Source organism: Roseovarius sp. E0-M6, from assembly GCF_037083845.1.
In the GTDB taxonomy this organism is placed as follows: Bacteria; Pseudomonadota; Alphaproteobacteria; order Rhodobacterales; family Rhodobacteraceae; genus Roseovarius.
Genome location: NZ_JBAPLA010000006.1, coordinates 66,177 through 84,374, shown reverse-complemented (window position 1 = coordinate 84,374; position 18,198 = coordinate 66,177). Strand labels below are relative to the sequence as shown.

General features: G+C 62.0%; 17 protein-coding genes. 10 read left to right on the top strand and 7 right to left on the bottom strand.

The annotated features are described in order from the left end of the window. Nucleotides 1-89 precede the first annotated feature (89 nt). The 6 genes from V8359_RS14585 (at nt 90) to V8359_RS14560 (ending at nt 4,255) form a co-directional block, all read left to right on the top strand. Nucleotides 90-1,238, top strand: a complete 1,149-nt coding sequence (locus V8359_RS14585) for an acyl-CoA dehydrogenase family protein (protein WP_336429766.1) — start codon at nt 90-92, stop codon at nt 1,236-1,238. Between the two features lie 39 nt (nt 1,239-1,277). Beyond that, complete coding sequence (locus tag V8359_RS14580; RefSeq protein WP_336429765.1) at nt 1,278-1,643, top strand: STAS/SEC14 domain-containing protein; 366 nt, start codon at nt 1,278-1,280, stop codon at nt 1,641-1,643. Between the two features lie 26 nt (nt 1,644-1,669). Further along, nucleotides 1,670-2,728 carry an enoyl-CoA hydratase/isomerase family protein gene (locus V8359_RS14575; RefSeq protein WP_336429763.1) on the top strand — a complete coding sequence of 353 codons (1,059 nt, stop codon included), beginning with the start codon at nt 1,670-1,672 and terminating at the stop codon, nt 2,726-2,728. After that, complete coding sequence (gene mmsB, locus V8359_RS14570; protein WP_336429762.1) at nt 2,725-3,597, top strand: 3-hydroxyisobutyrate dehydrogenase; 873 nt, start codon at nt 2,725-2,727, stop codon at nt 3,595-3,597. The genes V8359_RS14575 and mmsB overlap by 4 nt, the downstream gene beginning before the upstream one ends. Next, the gene (locus V8359_RS14565) at nt 3,512-3,871 is read left to right on the top strand and encodes a YgaP family membrane protein (protein ID WP_336429760.1); all 360 of its coding nucleotides are present in this window, start codon (nt 3,512-3,514) and stop codon (nt 3,869-3,871) included. Before mmsB ends, V8359_RS14565 begins: the two co-directional genes overlap by 86 nt. Before the next feature lie 69 nt (nt 3,872-3,940). Then, a complete protein-coding gene (locus V8359_RS14560) occupies nt 3,941-4,255 on the top strand; it encodes a hypothetical protein (RefSeq protein ID WP_336429759.1) in 315 nt (104 codons plus the stop codon). A 282-nt stretch (nt 4,256-4,537) separates the two neighbouring features. Here V8359_RS14560 and uvrA read toward each other — a convergent pair whose 3' ends face one another. After that, nucleotides 4,538-7,408, bottom strand: a complete 2,871-nt coding sequence (gene uvrA, locus V8359_RS14555; protein WP_336429758.1) for an excinuclease ABC subunit UvrA — start codon at nt 7,406-7,408, stop codon at nt 4,538-4,540. A gap of 168 nt (nt 7,409-7,576) precedes the next feature. On the opposite strand from uvrA, the gene V8359_RS14550 reads away from it, so the two are divergent. Genes V8359_RS14550 through V8359_RS14540 form a run of 3 tightly spaced genes read left to right on the top strand, consistent with a single transcriptional unit; the run spans nt 7,577 to nt 8,758 of the window. Continuing rightward, nucleotides 7,577-7,942: a DUF6152 family protein gene (locus tag V8359_RS14550; protein WP_336429757.1), complete on the top strand. Its 366-nt coding sequence runs from the start codon at nt 7,577-7,579 to the stop codon at nt 7,940-7,942. Continuing rightward, complete coding sequence (locus V8359_RS14545) at nt 7,939-8,388, top strand: hypothetical protein (RefSeq protein ID WP_336429756.1); 450 nt, start codon at nt 7,939-7,941, stop codon at nt 8,386-8,388. Before V8359_RS14550 ends, V8359_RS14545 begins: the two co-directional genes overlap by 4 nt. Nucleotides 8,389-8,410: 22 nt before the next feature. Continuing rightward, nucleotides 8,411-8,758 carry a DUF488 domain-containing protein gene (locus tag V8359_RS14540; protein WP_336429755.1) on the top strand — a complete coding sequence of 116 codons (348 nt, stop codon included), beginning with the start codon at nt 8,411-8,413 and terminating at the stop codon, nt 8,756-8,758. Between the two features lie 116 nt (nt 8,759-8,874). On the opposite strand, the gene V8359_RS14535 is transcribed toward V8359_RS14540, so the two are convergent. From V8359_RS14535 to V8359_RS14510, 6 genes are all read right to left on the bottom strand, one after another. Next, on the bottom strand, nt 8,875-9,432 hold the full coding sequence (locus V8359_RS14535) for a class I SAM-dependent methyltransferase (protein ID WP_336429754.1): 558 nt from the start codon (nt 9,430-9,432) through the stop codon (nt 8,875-8,877). Between the two features lie 45 nt (nt 9,433-9,477). After that, on the bottom strand, nt 9,478-10,875 hold the full coding sequence (gene lpdA, locus V8359_RS14530; RefSeq protein ID WP_336429753.1) for a dihydrolipoyl dehydrogenase: 1,398 nt from the start codon (nt 10,873-10,875) through the stop codon (nt 9,478-9,480). Between the two features lie 240 nt (nt 10,876-11,115). Beyond that, on the bottom strand, nt 11,116-11,700 hold the full coding sequence (locus tag V8359_RS14525) for a DUF924 family protein (RefSeq protein WP_336429752.1): 585 nt from the start codon (nt 11,698-11,700) through the stop codon (nt 11,116-11,118). A 124-nt stretch (nt 11,701-11,824) separates the two neighbouring features. Then, nucleotides 11,825-13,099 (bottom strand): MFS transporter, encoded by a 1,275-nt coding sequence (locus V8359_RS14520; RefSeq protein WP_336429751.1) that lies wholly within the window; start codon nt 13,097-13,099, stop codon nt 11,825-11,827. A 105-nt stretch (nt 13,100-13,204) separates the two neighbouring features. Further along, nucleotides 13,205-14,251 (bottom strand): tRNA preQ1(34) S-adenosylmethionine ribosyltransferase-isomerase QueA, encoded by a 1,047-nt coding sequence (gene queA, locus V8359_RS14515; RefSeq protein WP_336429750.1) that lies wholly within the window; start codon nt 14,249-14,251, stop codon nt 13,205-13,207. A 21-nt stretch (nt 14,252-14,272) separates the two neighbouring features. Next, complete coding sequence (locus tag V8359_RS14510) at nt 14,273-17,566, bottom strand: YhdP family protein (RefSeq protein ID WP_336429749.1); 3,294 nt, start codon at nt 17,564-17,566, stop codon at nt 14,273-14,275. A 160-nt stretch (nt 17,567-17,726) separates the two neighbouring features. On the opposite strand from V8359_RS14510, the gene V8359_RS14505 reads away from it, so the two are divergent. After that, nucleotides 17,727-18,188, top strand: a complete 462-nt coding sequence (locus V8359_RS14505) for a peroxiredoxin (RefSeq protein WP_336429748.1) — start codon at nt 17,727-17,729, stop codon at nt 18,186-18,188. The last annotated feature ends 10 nt before the right edge of the window (nt 18,189-18,198 follow it).

Below are 18,198 nucleotides of genomic sequence, written 5' to 3'. Positions count from 1 at the left end.
TCACCAAGGGCACCTGCCACACCGCTTGCAACACTGTCGCAAACTTTGGTAATTAAACGCACGTTCAATTCCATCAACCGGGGGCCGCCATGGATTTCGCACTGACCGAGGAACAGACCGCCATCTTCGATATGGCCCACGCCTTCGGGCAAGACCGCATCGCGCCGCATGCCCGCGCATGGGAGGCTCAGGGCACCATCCCCAAAGACCTTTGGCCCGAGATCGCGGAACTGGGCTTCGGAGGGCTCTATGTCAGCGAAGAAACAGGCGGCTCCGGGCTCTCGCGGCTCGATGCGACGCTCGTGTTCGAGGCGCTCTCCATGGCCTGTCCCTCCGTAGCGGCGTTCCTGTCGATCCACAACATGTGCGCCCGGATGCTGGATACCTTCGCCAGCGACGAAATGAAAGCGCGCGTCATGCCGGACGTTCTGTCGATGAAAACCGTCTTGTCCTACTGCCTGACGGAACCCGGCTCCGGCTCGGACGCCGCGGCGCTCAAGACCCGCGCGACCAAGACCAACGATGGCTACACGCTCAACGGGACCAAGGCGTTCATCTCGGGCGGCGGCTATTCAGACGCCTATGTCGTGATGTGCCGCACTGGTGAGGACGGTCCCAAGGGGATATCGGCCCTGCTGGTCGAAGATGGCGCGCCCGGCCTCTCCTTCGGCGGGCTCGAGGACAAGATGGGCTGGCGCTCACAACCAACCGCACAGGTCCAGTTCGACGATTGCAAGGTGCCCGCCGCCAATCTCGTGGGCGACGAAGGGCGCGGCTTCTCCTACGCCATGGCCGGCCTCGACGGGGGCCGCCTCAACATTTCCGCCTGTTCGCTCGGGGCCGCGCAGACCGCGCTCGACATGACGCTCGATTACATGGCCGAACGTCACGCCTTCGGCAAACCCATCAACGAGTTTCAGGCCCTTCAATTCCGCCTCGCCGAGATCGAGATCGAGCTTCAGGCCGCCCGCACCTTCCTGCGCCAAGCAGCTTGGAAACTGGACACCGGCGCACCGGACGCAACGAAATTCTGCGCCATGGCCAAGAAATTCGTGACCGAGGCCGGAAGCCGCATCGTCAACCAATGCCTGCAACTCCATGGCGGCTACGGCTACCTCGCCGATTACGGCATCGAGAAACTGGTCCGCGATCTGCGCGTGCACGAGATTCTCGAAGGCACCAATGAAATCATGCGCCTCATCGTCGCGCGCAAGCTCCTGTCGGAACATGCCGCCTGATCATCCGTTGCCCTCTCAGAGACAACAAGGAGACGGACCATGCTTCATTATGACGACGAAAACGGCCTGCTGCACCTCACTCTTTCGGGCAAGCTCAGCACCGAGGATTATGACCGCTTTGAGCCTGCCTTCGCGCGCATCGCCGAACAGCATGATGGTCCGATGCCGATGCTGGTCGAGATCACACCGGCCTTCGATGGCTGGGACGTGGGCGCGCTCTGGCGTGATGCGAAAATGGGGGCCGAATATCGCAACGCCTTCTCTCGCATCGCGATGGTCGGCTCTCAGGACTGGCTGGACTGGGCAACAAAAATGGCCGATGGGCTTTTCCCTCAGGCGGAAATGCGCTTTTTTGACCCCAAGGATCGCGACAAGGCCCGCGCTTGGGCCAGAGACGGAACCTGATCGGCCCCAATCGGAGACTTTGCCGCGTGACATCATCTGACATCAACATCCGCAAGGACGGCCGCGCTGGACGCATCACCCTCAACCGGCCCAAGGCGCTTAACGCGCTCACCTATGAAATGGCAATGGCGATAGAAGAGACGCTTGATGCCTGGGCCCAAGACGATGAAATATCAATCGTCATCATCGACGCGACGGGCGACAAGGCATTCTGTGCGGGCGGCGATATTCAAAAGCTTTATGAAATCGGCCGCGCGGGCGATTTCGCCTATGGCCAACGGTTCTGGGCTGACGAATACCGCCTCAATGCCCTGATCGCCGAATTTCCCAAGCCCTACGTGGCCTTCATGCAGGGCTTCAACATGGGCGGTGGCGTCGGCATTTCCTGCCACGGCTCACACCGCATCGTCTGTGACAGCACGCAGATTTCGATGCCCGAATGCGGCATCGGCCTTGTGCCGGATGTGGGCGGTTCGCTGCTTCTGGCGCGCGCGCCGGGGCGGGTCGGTGAATACCTTGCGCTGACCACCACGCGCATGGGTCCGGGCGATGCGATCTTTGCCGGCTTCGCGGACAGCTACATCCCAAGGGACGATTGGCCCGCCCTGATCGCGACCCTCTGTGAAAGCGGCAGCCCCACAGCCATCCAAGAGGCGGCCCGCACCCCCCCGGACGGCGACCTGCCGGATCAGCGCGCCAAGATCGACACGCTCTTCGCGGGCGATACGCTGCTCGATATTCTCAACGCGCTCCGCCACGATCAGGGCGATTTTTCCAGCAAGGCCCTCAAATCCATATCGCGCAACTCGCCGCTCTCCATGGCCTGCGCGGTCGAGATGATCCACCGCCTGCGCGGCCCCTCCGCCGATATTCGCCGCGCGCTCGATCTCGAATACCGTTATACCTTCCGCGCCATGGAGCATGGCGACTTTCTCGAAGGGGTGCGCGCCGCGGTAATCGACAAGGATCGCTCACCCAACTGGCAACACGATCTCGAATCCCCTCCCACGATGGCGGCCGCACAGATGCTGATGCCGCTCAAGGAAAACAGCCTGACTCTGGACAAGAAGGATGCGACAGCATGAAAATCGGATTCATTGGACTCGGCAACATGGGTGGCCCCATGGCCGCCAATCTCGCACGGGCTGGCCACGAGGTGACGGGCTTTGACACCGCCGAGGTCAGCATCGAAGGCGTCACAATGGCAGACGATGCACATCAGGCCGCCGAAGGGCGGGAGGTCGTGATCACCATGCTGCCCAATGGCGGCATCTTGCGCTCGGTGGCCGAGGCGATCATTCCCGCGATGACCAAAGGTGCGGTCCTGCTCGATTGCTCCACCGTCGATGTGGCAAGCGCCCGCGCGGTGGCAGAGATGGCCAACGAGGCCGGTCTTCTCGCTCTTGATGCGCCGGTCTCGGGCGGTGTCGGCGGCGCGACCAACGGGTCGCTCACCTTCATGGTCGGCGGCGATGAAGACGGTTTTGAAAAGGCTGGCGCATTATTCGACATCATGGGCCAGAAGGCGGTGCATTGCGGCCCGTCCGGCAATGGTCAGGCGGCCAAAATCTGCAACAACATGATCCTCGGAGCCACGATGATCGTCACCTGCGAGGCTTTCGCGCTGGCCGACAAACTTGGCCTCTCGCGCGAGGCGATGTTCGACGTGGTTTCGACCTCTTCGGGCTATTCATGGTCGATGAACACCTATTGCCCGGCCCCCGGCGTCGGCCCGCAATCGCCCGCCGACAATGATTATCTGCCGGGCTTCGCCGCCGAACTCATGCTCAAGGATCTGCGCCTTTCACAACAGGCCGCCGAAGACGCCAACGCAGACACGCCGCTCGGTCAGGCGGCCACCGATCTTTATGCGCAATTCGTCGAGAACGAAGGCGGCACGGGCCGCGATTTCTCGGCCATGCTCCCCCGATTCGAAAAGCGCAAGCGCGGCTGACGCCGATCAAATCGGCACGCGCGCCGTCGGTGTATCCTGCTGTCATCATTTCACGACAGGAGACACGGACAGGTTCGCCAAGAATGTCGGCACCACCGATCGCACTATTGGCGGGCTCATCGGCGCCGCGCTGATCCTCACGTTTTTCTTCGTACATTCAGGAACTTGGTCTTGGGTCGCGCTGATCGCCGGGATCGTTCTGCTGGGGACGGCCGCGCTGGGCATCTGCCCGCCCTATGCGCTTTTGGGGATCAACACCTGCGCGCGGCAATAAGCGAGATGTCGCGAATTTGGGCGATTCGGCCCCCTGTGATATCCTAGTGATCGCAAAATGGAGGGAAACATGCCACAGATCACCAAATTTCTCGCAGCGCGACTGACATCGGCGCGCGCGGGCATAGCCGCCGCGCTGATCACTTTGACAGCGGTTTCGGGAACTGCAATTTATGCCCAGCAGACGATCTATTACATCTTCATGAACAGCTATACGACGCCGCCCACGATTGGCGTTGCGCCGGCAAACTGGTCTGGTCAGGGCTGGCTCAAACATGCGGGGCCCTACTATTCGTCCTCGGCCGCCTGGGTCAATGCCTGCAACATGCACGCGACAAACCGCTTCTTCTCGCCGGATATCGCCAACGGCGTCGTGAACTGCTGAACAGCTCGAATTCGGCTGATCTGCGAAGGCTCGGTGGCGTTTCGCCAGTGACAGGTGATCTTGCGCGCGTCGCGAAGCGAAGTCCGAAGCACATTGCACATCAGTCTGCCAGACACGCGCCAGAATTGGCAAAACGGGGTAGTCTGACCAACGTCACAGCGCCGCAGCGTGCGAGGCTCGCACGAGAACCCCATGCTCGAGACGACAACCATCGTCGTGTCATTCGTTGGCGTTTTCGCCGTTCGGGGAATGATCTGGCTCTACCGCGCCGGGCTCTGAGCCCTACTCCGCCGCCAGTTTACGCACCGTAAGCATCGGTTTGAGGTAACTGCCCGTGTGGCTCGCCGCCACCTCGGCCACCGTCTCGGGCGTGCCCACGGCCACGATCTCGCCACCGCCATCGCCCCCCTCCGGACCGATATCAAGGATCCAGTCGGCGGTTTTGACAACATCAAGATTATGCTCGATGACAACCACGGTGTTGCCACTATCCACAAGCTCATGCAGGACTTCTAGCAGTTTTCGAACATCTTCGAAATGTAACCCCGTCGTCGGTTCATCGAGGATATAGAGCGTTCGCCCGGTCGACCTCTTGGCCAATTCCTTGCTCAGCTTGACGCGCTGCGCCTCGCCGCCCGAGAGGGTGGTCGCCTGCTGACCCACCTTGATATAGCCAAGGCCAACCCGCATAAGCGCATCCATCTTCTCGCGGATGCTGGGCACCGCCTTGAAGAACTCCTGCGCATCTTCCACCGTCATATCAAGGACATCCGCGATGCTCTTGCCCTTGAACTTGATCTCCAGGGTCTCGCGGTTATACCGCGCGCCCTGACAGGTCTCGCAGGTGACATAGACATCCGGGAGGAAGTGCATCTCGATCTTGATGACACCGTCGCCCTGACACGCCTCACAGCGCCCGCCCTTGACGTTGAACGAAAACCGTCCCGGCTTGTAGCCGCGCGCCTTGGCCTCGGGCAGCCCGGCGAACCAGTCCCGGATCGGCGTGAAGGCCCCGGTATAAGTCGCTGGATTCGAACGCGGTGTCCGCCCGATGGGGCGCTGGTCGATGTCGATCACCTTGTCGAGATGCTCGAGCCCCTTGATCGTCTCGCATGGGGCTGGCGTCTGGCGTGCTCCGTTAAGCCGCATGGATGCGGTCTTGAACAGCGTCTCGATCGTCAGCGTGGACTTGCCCCCGCCCGACACGCCCGTCACACAGACGAAACGACCCAGCGGGAATTGCGCCGACACCTCCTTGAGGTTGTTGCCCGTCGCCTTCACCACCTCCACGGTCTTGCCGTTGCCCTCGCGCCGCGATGCCGGCACCGCGATCTCGCGCATCCCCGACAGGTATTGTCCGGTCACCGAATTCTCGTCCGCCGCCACACTCTCGGGCACCCCGTGGCTCACGACCTGCCCGCCATGCACGCCCGCGCCGGGGCCAATGTCAAACACGTAATCGGCCTCGCGTATGGCCTCCTCATCATGCTCCACGACGATCACGGTATTGCCCTGATCCCGCAGGTTCTTGAGCGTGGTCAGAAGCCTGCCATTGTCGCGCTGATGCAAGCCGATGCTGGGTTCGTCCAACACGTAAAGCACCCCGGTCAGCCCACTGCCGATCTGGCTGGCCAGCCTGATCCGCTGGCTCTCGCCGCCCGACAACGTCCCGGCGTTCCGGCTCAGGGTCAGGTATTCCAGCCCGACATTGTTCAAAAACCCAAGCCGCTCGCGAATTTCCTTGAGAATGGCCCGCGCGATTTCGTTTTTCTGCGCGCTCAGCGCCCCGGGCACGGTTTCGCACCACTCATACGCCTCGCGGATCGACATCTGCACGACCTGCCCGATATGCAGGCGGGCCCCCTCGGGACCGATCTTTACCGCCAGCGCCTCTTCACGCAGCCGATAGCCACCGCATGTGCCGCAGGGGCGATTGTTCTGATACCGTTCGAATTCCTCGCGGATCCAATTGCTGTCCGTCTCGCGATAGCGCCGCTCCATGTTGGGGATGACCCCCTCAAAGCTTCGGGTCACCTGATAAACGCGCCCACCCTCGTCATAGCGAAACGGGATTTCATCGTCTCCCGACCCGTATAGGAAGACCTGCTTCACATGCGCGGGCAGGTCTTTCCAAGGGGTTTGCGTATCAAATTCGTAATGCTTCGCGATGGCCTCGATGGTCTGAAGGAAATACGGGCTCTTGCCTTTCCGCCACGGAGCCAGCGCCCCGTCGTAAAGCTTGAGCGCCGCATCCGGCACCACGAGTTGCTCGTCAAAGAAAAGCTCGATCCCCAGACCGTCACAATCCGGGCAGGCCCCGAACGGCGCGTTGAACGAGAAAAGCCTCGGCTCGATCTCGGGAATTGTGAAGCCACTGACAGGACAGGCAAAATTCTCCGAAAAAGTCAGCCGCTCCGGCTCCCCCTCCTTCGGCGCTGTCTCCAGAATGGCGATTCCGTCAGCAAGATCGAGCGCGGTGCGAAAACTGTCGGCCAGCCGCGTCTCAAGCCCGTCTTTGACCACAAGCCGGTCCACCACCACATCAATGTCGTGCCGGAACTTCTTGTCGAGCGTCGGCGGCTCGTCCAACTCGTAGAAGGTGCCGTCCACCTTCACCCGTTGAAAGCCCTGCTTGCGCAGCTCAAGGAATTCCTTGCGGTATTCGCCCTTCCGGTCGCGCACGATGGGGGCCAGAAGAAAGGCGCGCGTGCCCTCGTCCATGGTCATCACCCGATCCACCATGTCCTGCACCTGCTGCGCTTCGATGGGCTTGCCGGTGGCCGGGCTATAGGGCGTGCCCGCCCGCGCGAACAAAAGACGCATGTAGTCATAGATTTCCGTCACCGTGCCGACGGTCGAACGGGGGTTCTTGCTGGTGGTCTTCTGCTCGATGGAAATTGCCGGGCTCAGGCCGCTGATATGGTCCACATCCGGCTTTTCCATCATATCGAGGAACTGCCGCGCATAGGCGCTGAGGCTCTCGACATAGCGCCGCTGCCCCTCGGCATAGATCGTATCGAAAGCGAGGCTCGATTTACCGGACCCGCTGAGGCCGGTAATCACCACAAGCTCATTGCGCGGAATGTCCACGTCGATGCTCTTGAGATTGTGCTCGCGCGCGCCGCGCACCTCGATATGTGTCTGCTCTGCCATGTGGCCCCCTCGGCTACGAAGTTAACAGATAGTGTATCGACTCCCGGACTCCAATGAAAAATTGAGAACATTTCACGAACGGATGAGCAGAAAAACTCCACCCTCGCGGCGCGTGGGATGACATGCCGCAAATGTCGCCTACCTTCCACCATAGCGAAGGAGGATACCATGCACAGGACAAGACGCGCATTCATAGCCATGACCGCCGGCCTTCTGGCCGCTCCGGCGATGGCGCATCACGGCTGGCGCTGGACCGACTCGGGCGAATTCGAGTTGACCGGCATCATCACCGAGGCCGATCTGGGCAATCCCCACGGCGTGCTCACCATCGACGCCGAGGGCGAGATTTGGACCGCCGAAGTGGGACAACCCTGGCGCAACGAGCGCGCGGGCCTCACCGACGACATGATGGCACCCGGAACCGAGATCACCATTCAGGGCGAACGCTCCGCCGATCCTGACGAGAGGCTCGTCAAGGCCGAGGCGGTGGTGATCGACGGCACCCGCTACATTCTCTACGAAGGCCGCGTGTGACCGATCTTGCCGCGTGGCTCGAAGCGGGCGCGCTGGCGCAGTTCCTCAAGCAGTCGCGGTGGGTCTATCCGCTCGTCAATGCCGGGCACATTCTGGGCCTCGCTCTGCTCTTGGGGGCGGTGGTGCCTATGGATCTGCGCCTTCTTGGGCTCGTGCGGCGCGGCAGGGTTGAGGACGCGGTGGCGCTGTTGCGCCCCTTCGCCGCCGCTGGCTTGGCCTTGGCCATCACCTGCGGGGCGCTCCTCTTTGTCACACAGGCGACCGACTACATCATGAACCCGTGGTTCCGGTGGAAAATGGCGCTGCTGGCGGCCGCAATTCTGAACGCCGCTCTGCATCTCCACTTGGCTCGCCCGGGCCATGCGCACCTGCGGCTGCCCGCCGCTCTGTCGCTGGCGCTCTGGCCCACCGTGCTGATCTTTGGCCGCATGATCGCCTATAGCTGAGCAACGACCGAAGGAGACCTTTTTGGATATCCGTCTCAAACGCGCCTATGACGAGCCCGCCGACAATGACGGGCACCGCGTTCTCGTGGATGCCATGTGGCCCCGCGGCGTCTCGAAAGAGGCCGCACAGCTCGATGACTGGATGAAAGACGTAGCCCCCGGCGAGGACCTGCGGAAATGGTTCGGCCATGACCCTGAAAAATGGGATGACTTCCGCAAACGCTACCACGGTGAGCTTGACGACAACGACGCGGTGAATGGCCTGATCGACCGGGCGCGCGAGGGCCGCGTCACGCTGGTCTATGCCGCCAAGGACGAAGACCACAACAACGCCATCGCCCTCCGCGACTACCTCCGCAAAAATGCGTAGACCGGGCTTCAGCCCGGCACTCTAACCAACCGCTCACCCGTAGACCGGGCTTCAGCCCGGCACTCTAACCAACTGCTCACCCGTAGGCCGGGCTTCAGCCCGGCACCCTCGCCGCTTCATTTCTCCGCAAGCGCCCATGCGCAAACCGGACAATCCGGATCGTTCGTCAAATCGTCGCGCTCGGGATCATATTCCGGCGGCCAGTCATCCTCAAGATTACGCCGCGCCGCGTGGCGATTGCCCCATTGCGCCGCCCGTATCTTGCCTGCTTCAAACCCGGCTTCGATCAACAGATTTTTCAATCCCCGCGCCGTCCAGCGCGAACAATCCACAGGCGCCCCGTGGTAGGGTATGAAAAATGGAACCGCGACCCAGAAATATCCACCGGGGCGCAGCATCTCGCGCACATGGCGCGTGGCGGCATAAGGCCGGTCCAGATGCTCCCAAACCTGATTGGCCAGCACGATATCGAAACTCAGAACCGCGCCATCGCGGTCCATATAGGGGCTGTCGCAGATATCGTATTTCGGAAAGCGGAACCGCTCATAGCTCCGGAAATTGTAGCGCCGCCCGTTCTTGCCAGACACCTCTGCACAATCCATCCGGTCAAGAGGCAGCGCGCTCAGCCACTCCTTCGAGGTCTGCTGCATCACGATGCGGTTAATACTCGGCACGTCTTCTCCTGCCCCCGTAGGGTGGGTTTTCAACCCACCGGCACCCTAGATATGAATGGCGCGGTCATAAGCCTGAAGCACGCTTTCATGCATCATCTCGCTCAGCGTCGGATGCGGGAAAACGGCATTCATCAGGTCTTCTTCCGTGGTCTCGAGCTGTCGGCCCACCACGTAGCCCTGAATAAGCTCCGTCACCTCGGCCCCGATCATGTGCGCCCCCAAAAGTTCGCCGGTCTTGGCGTCGAACACCGTCTTGATCAGGCCCTCCGCCTCGCCAAGTGCGATGGCCTTGCCGTTCCCGATAAAGGGAAAGCGTCCGACCTTGATCTCGTGCCCCGCGTCCTTGGCCTGCGCCTCGGTCAAACCGACGCTCGCCACCTGCGGATGACAATAGGTGCAGCCCGCAATCGCTTCGGGGCGCACCGCGTGCGGATGCCCCCCCGCCACAAGCTCGGCCACCATAACGCCCTCGTGGCTCGCCTTGTGAGCCAGCCATGGCGCGCCCGCCAGATCGCCGATAGCGAAAAGCCCGTCCACGCCGGTGCGGCAATACTCGTCCACGATCACGTGGGTCCGGTCGACCTTTACGCCCAGATCCTCAAGGCCCAGCCCTTCGATGTTGCCGACGATGCCCACCGCGGAAATCACGCTGTCGAACTCGTGTTTCTCGGTCTTGCCGCCGCGCTCGATATGCGCCGTGACCTTGCCTTTGCCCCTGTCCAGCTGCTTGACCGTGGATTTCTCCATGATCTTCATGCCCTGTTTTTCAAAGGCTTTCTTGGCGAAACCGCTGATCTCGGTGTCTTCCACCGGAAGCACGCGGTCCATCACCTCGACCACGGTCGTCTCCGCGCCCAGCGTATTGTAGAAACTAGCGAATTCGATCCCGATCGCGCCCGATCCGATCACCAGAAGCTTTTTCGGCATGCGCGGCGGCTGCAACGCGTGCTTGTAGGTCCAGACAAGATCGCCGTCCGCCTCAAGCCCCGGAAGTTCACGGGCCCGCGCCCCGGTGGCCAGAACGATATGCTTGGAGCTAAGCTCCTGCGTCTCGCCCTTGTCGGTCTTGACGCTCACCTTGCCCTTCGCCGGAAGCGTGGCCTCGCCCATGATCACCGTGACCTTGTTCTTCTTGAGAAGATGGCCCACGCCGGACGTAAGCTGCTTGGCCACGCCGCGCGACCGTTTGACCACCGCATCAAGATCATAGTCGATCTTCTGCGCGCTCAGCCCGAATTCCTTGGCCCGGTGCATCAGGTGAAACACCTCCGAAGACCGCAGCATCGCCTTTGTCGGGATGCACCCCCAGTTAAGACAGATACCGCCAAGATGCTCGCGCTCCACCACCGCGACCTTGAGGCCCAGTTGCGCCCCCCTGATAGCCGCCACATAGCCGCCCGGCCCGGCCCCGATTACGATCATGTCAAAGCTTTGCGCCGCCATAGTCCAACTCCGATCCTATATTTAAAGCGTTTCGCGAAAAACCCGCATCACGGCTTTTCGGGAAACGCCTCGCACAGATTTAGCGTTGCGCGCGTCTCGCCCTAAGTGAGTGCCTCAAGTTTGAGGCGAAGCGCTTTAGTTCAGCATTAAACTATTTCCCGCCGGGCCGCAACGCGGCACGAAAAAGGGCGCGGCAATCATTGCCGCGCCCCACCATCCTAAAGGAGAATTAGGCCAATGTCAGGCCGCGTCGGCCCCTTGCAGTCGACGGAGCGTCTCGCCATAGGCGCCCGCGTCCAGATACCCGCGCTCAGGGCCCGTCGTCGCCCGGCCCAGCGCCTCGTTGCGATAGGGGAAGCGCCCGAACTGCCGGATCACCTCACGGTGCGCACGGGCATGCAGGAGCGTGTCAGCGCCGGTCTCGGGCATCCGCTCACAGACAAGCCGGATCGAGCGTTCCTGATCACAAAGGTTCTCGGAATGCATCAGCGGAAGATAGAAAAACTGCCGTGCGGGCTCATCGATGCGCAAATCCCATTTGCGGTTGATCGCCGCCTTGGCCGCGGCCAGCGCGGTCCGATCGGTCGAGAAGGCTTTGCCTTCGTCCCGGAACATGTTGCGCGGAAACTGATCCATCAGAATGATATAGGCCAGCGTGCCGTTGGGATAAGTCAGCCACAATCCGTAGGTGCCATCGCGCGCCTGCTGCCAGGCTTCCAGAAACTTGTCGCGGATCGTCTCATCCAGTTCGTCGGAACGCTCATACCAGCCCTTCGGACCAACCTCGTCCAACCAAAAATTCAGCACCTCTTCGGGCGTTGCCATGGAATGCTCCTCTTCAATCCATACGACAGATTTATGAATGTTAACGCGCCGTTAACATAAGGTGAAAGTCATAAAATGCTTCAATAGCGACACTCCGCTCACGTTAACGCAATCATTTCGCGCGTCATGCCTCTTTGGCGGCTTCGTCTTCGTCATCTTCGCTTTGCGCCTCGTCGATGGCCCATTCCTGCGCGATCGCAACCGCCACCGGTGAGGCCGACGGCATCACGACCGCATAGGCATCCTGATCCTCGACCGAGATCGCGGGGCGCTGCGTCATGCGGTATCCGGCATACCCCGCCATCGCAAAGCCAAGCACGGCGATGAACATGAAAAAGCCCCAAGGCCCGAGAACGCCCATGATCCACCCGGTCAAAAGCGGACCGAACACAGCACCCAGACCGTTGATGAAGACCATCCCGCCGGCGGCGGCGGCCATGTCACTATGTTCCAGAAAGTCGTTCGTATACGCGATGAGCAGTGAATAGAGCGGGTTCGACATGCCCCCGATCATCGCCGCCGCCACACACAGAAGGATGAATACGTCCCCAAGGAAAACTCCGATCAGACCGCCAACTCCGATGATCAGGGCCCCCGCCATGATCATCACGCGCCGGTCCATTCGGTCCGACAGCCAACCGATGGGATACTGCACGATAAGCGCGCTGATAAAGAAGAACGACACGAAGGTCGAAATCTGCGCAACGCTCAGCCCCGCCTCGGCCCCGTAAACCGGCGCCATGCCGAACTGTGCCGAAAAAACCCCGCCCAGAAGGAACATACCGACACAGCCGAGCGGTGAAATCCGCATGATTTCCCTCAGGCTGAGCGGCTTGGTCGTGTCGAAAGCGGGCGTCGGGCTCACCGAAAGAAGGATCGGCGCGAAAGCGATCGAAACAAGAACCGACGGAATGATGAACAGCACGAAACCGCTCGGCTCACCAAGGATCAGAAGGTATTGCGCACTGACGATACCGACCATCTGCATGATCATGTAAAGCGAAAGCGCCTTGCCCCGATTCTCGTTATCCGCCGCCTCGTTGAGCCAGCTTTCGGCAGTCACGTAAACCCCCGAGAAGCAGAACCCGATCAAGATGCGCCCCGCGCCCCACGCCACCGGGTTCGGAAGCACCGGATAAAGGATCATCACCGCAGAAATGAGCGATCCGAGCGCGGCGAACACACGCACATGCCCGACCCTGCGGATCATATCCGGCGCCATCCGTGACCCAAAAAGGAACCCGACGAAATATCCCGACATCACGAGCGACATTTCTATCGTAGAAAAGCCCTCGATCTCGCCCCGAATACCAAGAAGCGTGCCCTGCATGCCATTGCCGACCTGCAAGAGCATCATGCCCAGAAGCAGCGCCCAGGCGCTTGACATAACCTTGATCATTCGCTGACTCCGAGTCTTTCCGCGGCCTTCCTGCCACGTCGCGGGTGGTCTGTCCGACATGAACGCGACTCATCCGCGCCAAGTTTCGCCCCCGTTGACAGGGTTTCATTCCGGGATCAACAACGAGGCGTCACCGTATGAGAAAAAGCGATATTCCGCCTCGACAGCGTGATCATAGATGCGGCGGATACGCTCCTGCCCCATCAACCCCGAGACCAGCATCATCAGCGTGCTTTTCGGCAGGTGAAAATTGGTCATCAGCGCATCGGTCACGCGAAAATCAAAGCCGGGATAGATGAATATGTCCGTGTCGCCCTGCCACGGCGCGATCTCACCGGTGTCGCGTGCCGCCGTCTCGATCAGGCGCAGCGCGGTCGTGCCCACCGGAATGATCCGCCCGCCCGCAGCGCGCGTCGCGGCAATCTCGGCGGCGGCGTTCGGGCTCACCTCGCCCCATTCGGCATGCATCCGGTGGGTGGTCACGTCCTCTACCTTCACCGGAAGAAACGTGCCCGCCCCGACATGCAGCGTCACATGCGTCGTCTCCACGCCCTGCGCCTTCAGTTTGGCCAAAAGGGCCTCGTCAAAATGCAGCGATGCGGTCGGCGCGGCCACAGCCCCCGCATGGCGCGCCCAGACGGTTTGATAATCCTCGTGGTCCTGTGCATCCGCCGCCCGTCGTGCCGCGATATAGGGCGGCAGGGGCATCGCACCCGCCTCGGCCAACGCCGCATCGAAATCCGTGCCATCAAGGTTGAACCGCAAATGCCCGCGCCCCTCGGACTTGTCCACCAGATCGGCACTCAGCCCGGCACCGAAGACAATCCGCTCGCCTTCGCGCAGCTTCTTGAGCGGTTTGACAAGCGCGGCCCATTGCCCACCCGGCACCGGCTCCAGCAAAGTCACCTCGATCCGCGCGCCGCTCTCTGATCCGTCGCGATGGCGCATGCCACTGAGCCGCGCCGGGATCACCTTGGTATCATTCAGGATCAGGCGGTCCCCCGGTCGCAGCCACCGGCCCAGATCGGCCACATGCGCATCCGTGATCGCGTCGCCCTCGGCCACCAGAAGCCGCGCCGCCGGGCGCGGCCGCACCGGCCGCGTCGCGATCAGGGCCTCGGGCAGATCGAAATCGAAATCGCTCAGCTTCATCTCGCGGCCCTGCCCGGTCTTTTATCGTTCACCCTGCGGCCCGCCCGTGGCCACGCCGCTGCGTCCGGTTTCCTGCTCTAATTCGCGCAGCCGATCCTCGGCGCGTTGTTCGCCGGGCGGCGCGCGGCGGAATATGTTGCGAAACATCCCCGGCGTAAAGAGCGTGAGCGGAAGCACCTTGACCCTCGGATCCTGTGCCGAGCCCTTCATCTGATAGTTGAAACCGACAAGCCCCTCGCCCTTGCGGGTCAGAACCCCGCCGATCCCGTTGAGCATATAGACCGGTGAAATCACGCCCTGCATGTCCATCCGGCCCTGATCCATCCAGTAATAGCCATCCATCGTGATCCCCAGCGACGCCCCCGTAGCCCGCCCTTTGTAAAGCGTAAGCTGCTCGGGACCGAGTTTGAATTGTGCGTCGACATCCCCGAAATGAATGCCATTGCCCGACATCTGTTCAAGCAGCCCCACGACACTCAGCGCATTGAGAAGCGCGGCCATCGCCGGCGCATCCGTGAGCCAAAGGTTCTCTCCCTTCAGCCGCCCGTTATAGCTCCCCTCTTCGTCGGCGGGTTTCAGGATAAGTTCCATCGACCCGCCACGCGCCTGTTTCAAAAGCCCGGCCGAACGCAGCACGCCGCCAGCGTTGTCCGATATGATGCGAAACGCGCTGCGGCCCTTTTCGGGGATGATCGTGCCGTTGATCGGCGCGCCGCCATTGACCTTTCCCGAAAACTGGCCACTCGTGCCTCCCTTGGTATCAAGGTTGGCGCGAAACGCGGTCAGTGCGATCCCGTCCGAAATCGTCAACCGGTCAAGCATCAGCGTCACAGGCGCCCCCCGTCGGCTTTCCGCACCCGGCCCCGCACTCAGCGATGTCTGCCGAAGATCGACACGCCCGCCCGAGACCTGAACCGCCGGGGTGGCGCCCGCACCCCGCCCGATCAGCGTCACCGGCGCATCGAGCCATTGACCGACCCGCACCTTGGTAAAGGCGGCTTGGTCAAGCTGACCGTCGGGACGCAGCCGCACCGTTCCCGCCGCCTCCAAGCCCGGCGCATCCAGCGCGAGACGCTCGATCGACGGCGGTTGTCCAAGCTCTCCCTCGACCCTGAGCGACCCCGCGCTTGCCGCGGGCTTCGCCCAGTTGAGTTGCGACAGCCGCATCCCAAGCCCCCGAAGATCCGACTCAAGAACAAAACGTCCCGCGCCATCCTTGGTCAGGTTGACCGTGATCTCGCCGGTGCCCCGGCCACTGATCGATCCGGGCGGCAGGCCGATGCCGAACTCCTCCACGAACTGCTCCGAAAGTTCGACACTGCCCTCAAGGCGGCTGCCGCCCGTGGCGTTCGCCTTGCCCAGCGCGCTATGCCACACGCCACTGATCGGAACCTGCCCAAGACGCGCGTCGCCGGTGATGCGCACCTCCTCGCCGCTCGCCTTCACTTCAAGCGTGTCGGCCGACAGGACGCGCCCCTCGACAATGGTCTCGCTGTGCAGATTTCGGAGCGTCCCCGCGACGTCAAAGGCCACGTCCTCGGTCTTGAGCTCGGGCTTGAGGAGGAACTCAAGCCGCCCCTCCAGTTCGGCCCGCCCCTCAGCCAGCGTCACAGGCTGCCCCGCCTTGTCCATAAGGTTGAGCGGCGCTTCGTTCAGAAGCGACAGCGCGCCGGTGATGGTGCTGTTCATCTTGACCTCGGCGCGCGCAGGCCCCCGACGTATGCTCACATCCGGGATGATGAAACTGGTGCCCGCGATGTCGATGCGCCCGCCTTCCTCGGCCTGCACATGCCCGCCCGTCGCCGTGATCGCAAAGCGGTTGCCATAAAGCGACGCCTGTCCAACACCGTTCTCAATGGGCGGCATCCCCTTGGCGAAGGTGGTTTTCAGATCGTGATAGGCAAAATTGATATAGGCGTCCGGCACCTCTCCCGGGTCGGACCGCACCGCCATCTGGATATCCGTCAGTTGCCCGTCCGAGATGTTCTCCACAAGCCATTCGCGCGTGTTGGTCTTGACCTCGGTGGGCCACAACTCCACCAGACGCTGATAGCTCAGCGCATCCATCTCGCCATTCATCGCAAGATCCCAGCCTTCGTCCACGGCCTTGAGCGATCCGTTCATGACAAGGCGCTGCCCCTGATCCAGAAGCGTCAACTCTCCCAGCGTCAGGTCAAAGGGATCAAGGACAAGCCGCATGTCCATGGTCGCGGCTTCCATGCGCACCGGCTCGGGATAAAAGTCCATCGGGTTCGCCACGATATCGCGCAACCGAAGCTGCGCCTGAAGCTCGGTAGGCCAGCCATCTTCGGGGCCGATCAGAAACGCCTGCCCCTCGGCCCGGACCTGCCCCCACTTGCTGTCTATCGCAATTTCATTGAATCTCAGCGCCTGTTCGCGCGGGTCATAGGTGAAATAAGTCTGCGCGCGGGTAAAGGCCACGGGTTTCACCGCGTCATTGGGTTTGAGAACCCCCTTCCCGATGTGTAGCGTCGCATCCAGCGGGCCAAGCCGCCCGTTTTCGTCAAGCCGCGCCCGAAGCGCACCCGAAATCGGCGCATCAAGTGCGGCAAGCCAAGCCAGCGCCGGCGATTGCCCCGCGATCTCACCGGCTGGCATATCCTCGATGTTGAACGACATTTCCGCCGCCGCGTCACCGATGCGGCTGGCGAAACTCATCTCGAGGGTGGTGGCATAGGCCCGCGCGCCCAATAGGGTGAAATCCCCCCGAAGGCGCAGGTCATCACCGGTCCGCGTGAGTCCGAGGCTACCGCCATCGACATTCCACGCGCGTCCCGCCCGCGCATCTTCATAGCGCAGCGTGATGTTGTCGGCCCCGACCCGGCTCAGCGTCGCAAGGCCCGGGCTTTGCATCGCCCGGTCGATCTGCGCGATCACCTTGGCCAGATCCACATCGCCACCGCCGCCCAGTGCAATGTTGATATTGCCGTCCGTGTCCCGCCTGAGCGACAGCGCGGCCCCCGAAAGATCGATCACCTTGGGTTGCAACTCGCCCCGCAGAAGCGGCTCCATCGCGACGGTCCCGCTCAGACGCGACAGGGAGGCAATCGGCGCGCCTCCACGCTCTGAAAAGAGGACATCCCGAAGTTCGAGGCGCGGTTGCCAGCCCTGCTCGACCACCACGACAACCTCGCCCATCTCAACCTCAACGCCGCCGGTCTCCTCGTTGAGGCGCTCGACCACCTTGGCATGAAGCCAGTCGGGCACCACGATGGGGGTGCCCAGATAGGACAGCACGAAAAGCCCGCCCATAATCATCAGAAGAGCAACACTCAGAAGCGACCAAAGACCCACCGTCCGACGCCGTCTCCGGCGTCGGTGTCGCGTCGCGTCCCGCGCCGGGCCGTGGCCCCGCTCCGTTCGGGTCATATGATCCTGTGCTGCCATGCGCCTCTTTATACTTGCCCGCCGCGGCCTAATTTGAAATTCCTAAAGCAGCAACAGCGAGCGTGTTATGACAGAAATAAGCGATATTGCCCCCGATTTTACCCTCCCGCGTGACGGAGGTGGCGAAATTCGGCTCAGTGACTTGCGCCCGGCACCTGTCGTGCTGTTCTTCTACCCCCGCGACGACACGTCCGGCTGCACCAAGGAAGCAACGGCCTTCACCGCACTTGCGGACGAATTCGCCACCGCCGGGGTCAAGGTTATCGGCATTTCCAAGGACAGCGTGGCCAGTCATGACAAGTTCGTGATCAAGCACGATCTGGGCATCCCGCTCGTCTCGGACGAGGCAGGCGACACAGCAGAGCGCTACGGCGTCTGGAAGGAAAAGAAGATGTATGGCAAGACCTTCATGGGCATCGAACGCACGACCTTCCTGATCGACGGCGACGGGCGCATCGCGCAGGTCTGGCGCAAGGTCAAGGTGCCGGGTCACGCCGAAGAGGTGCTCGAGGCCGCGCGCGCCCTCTGAACCATCCGAC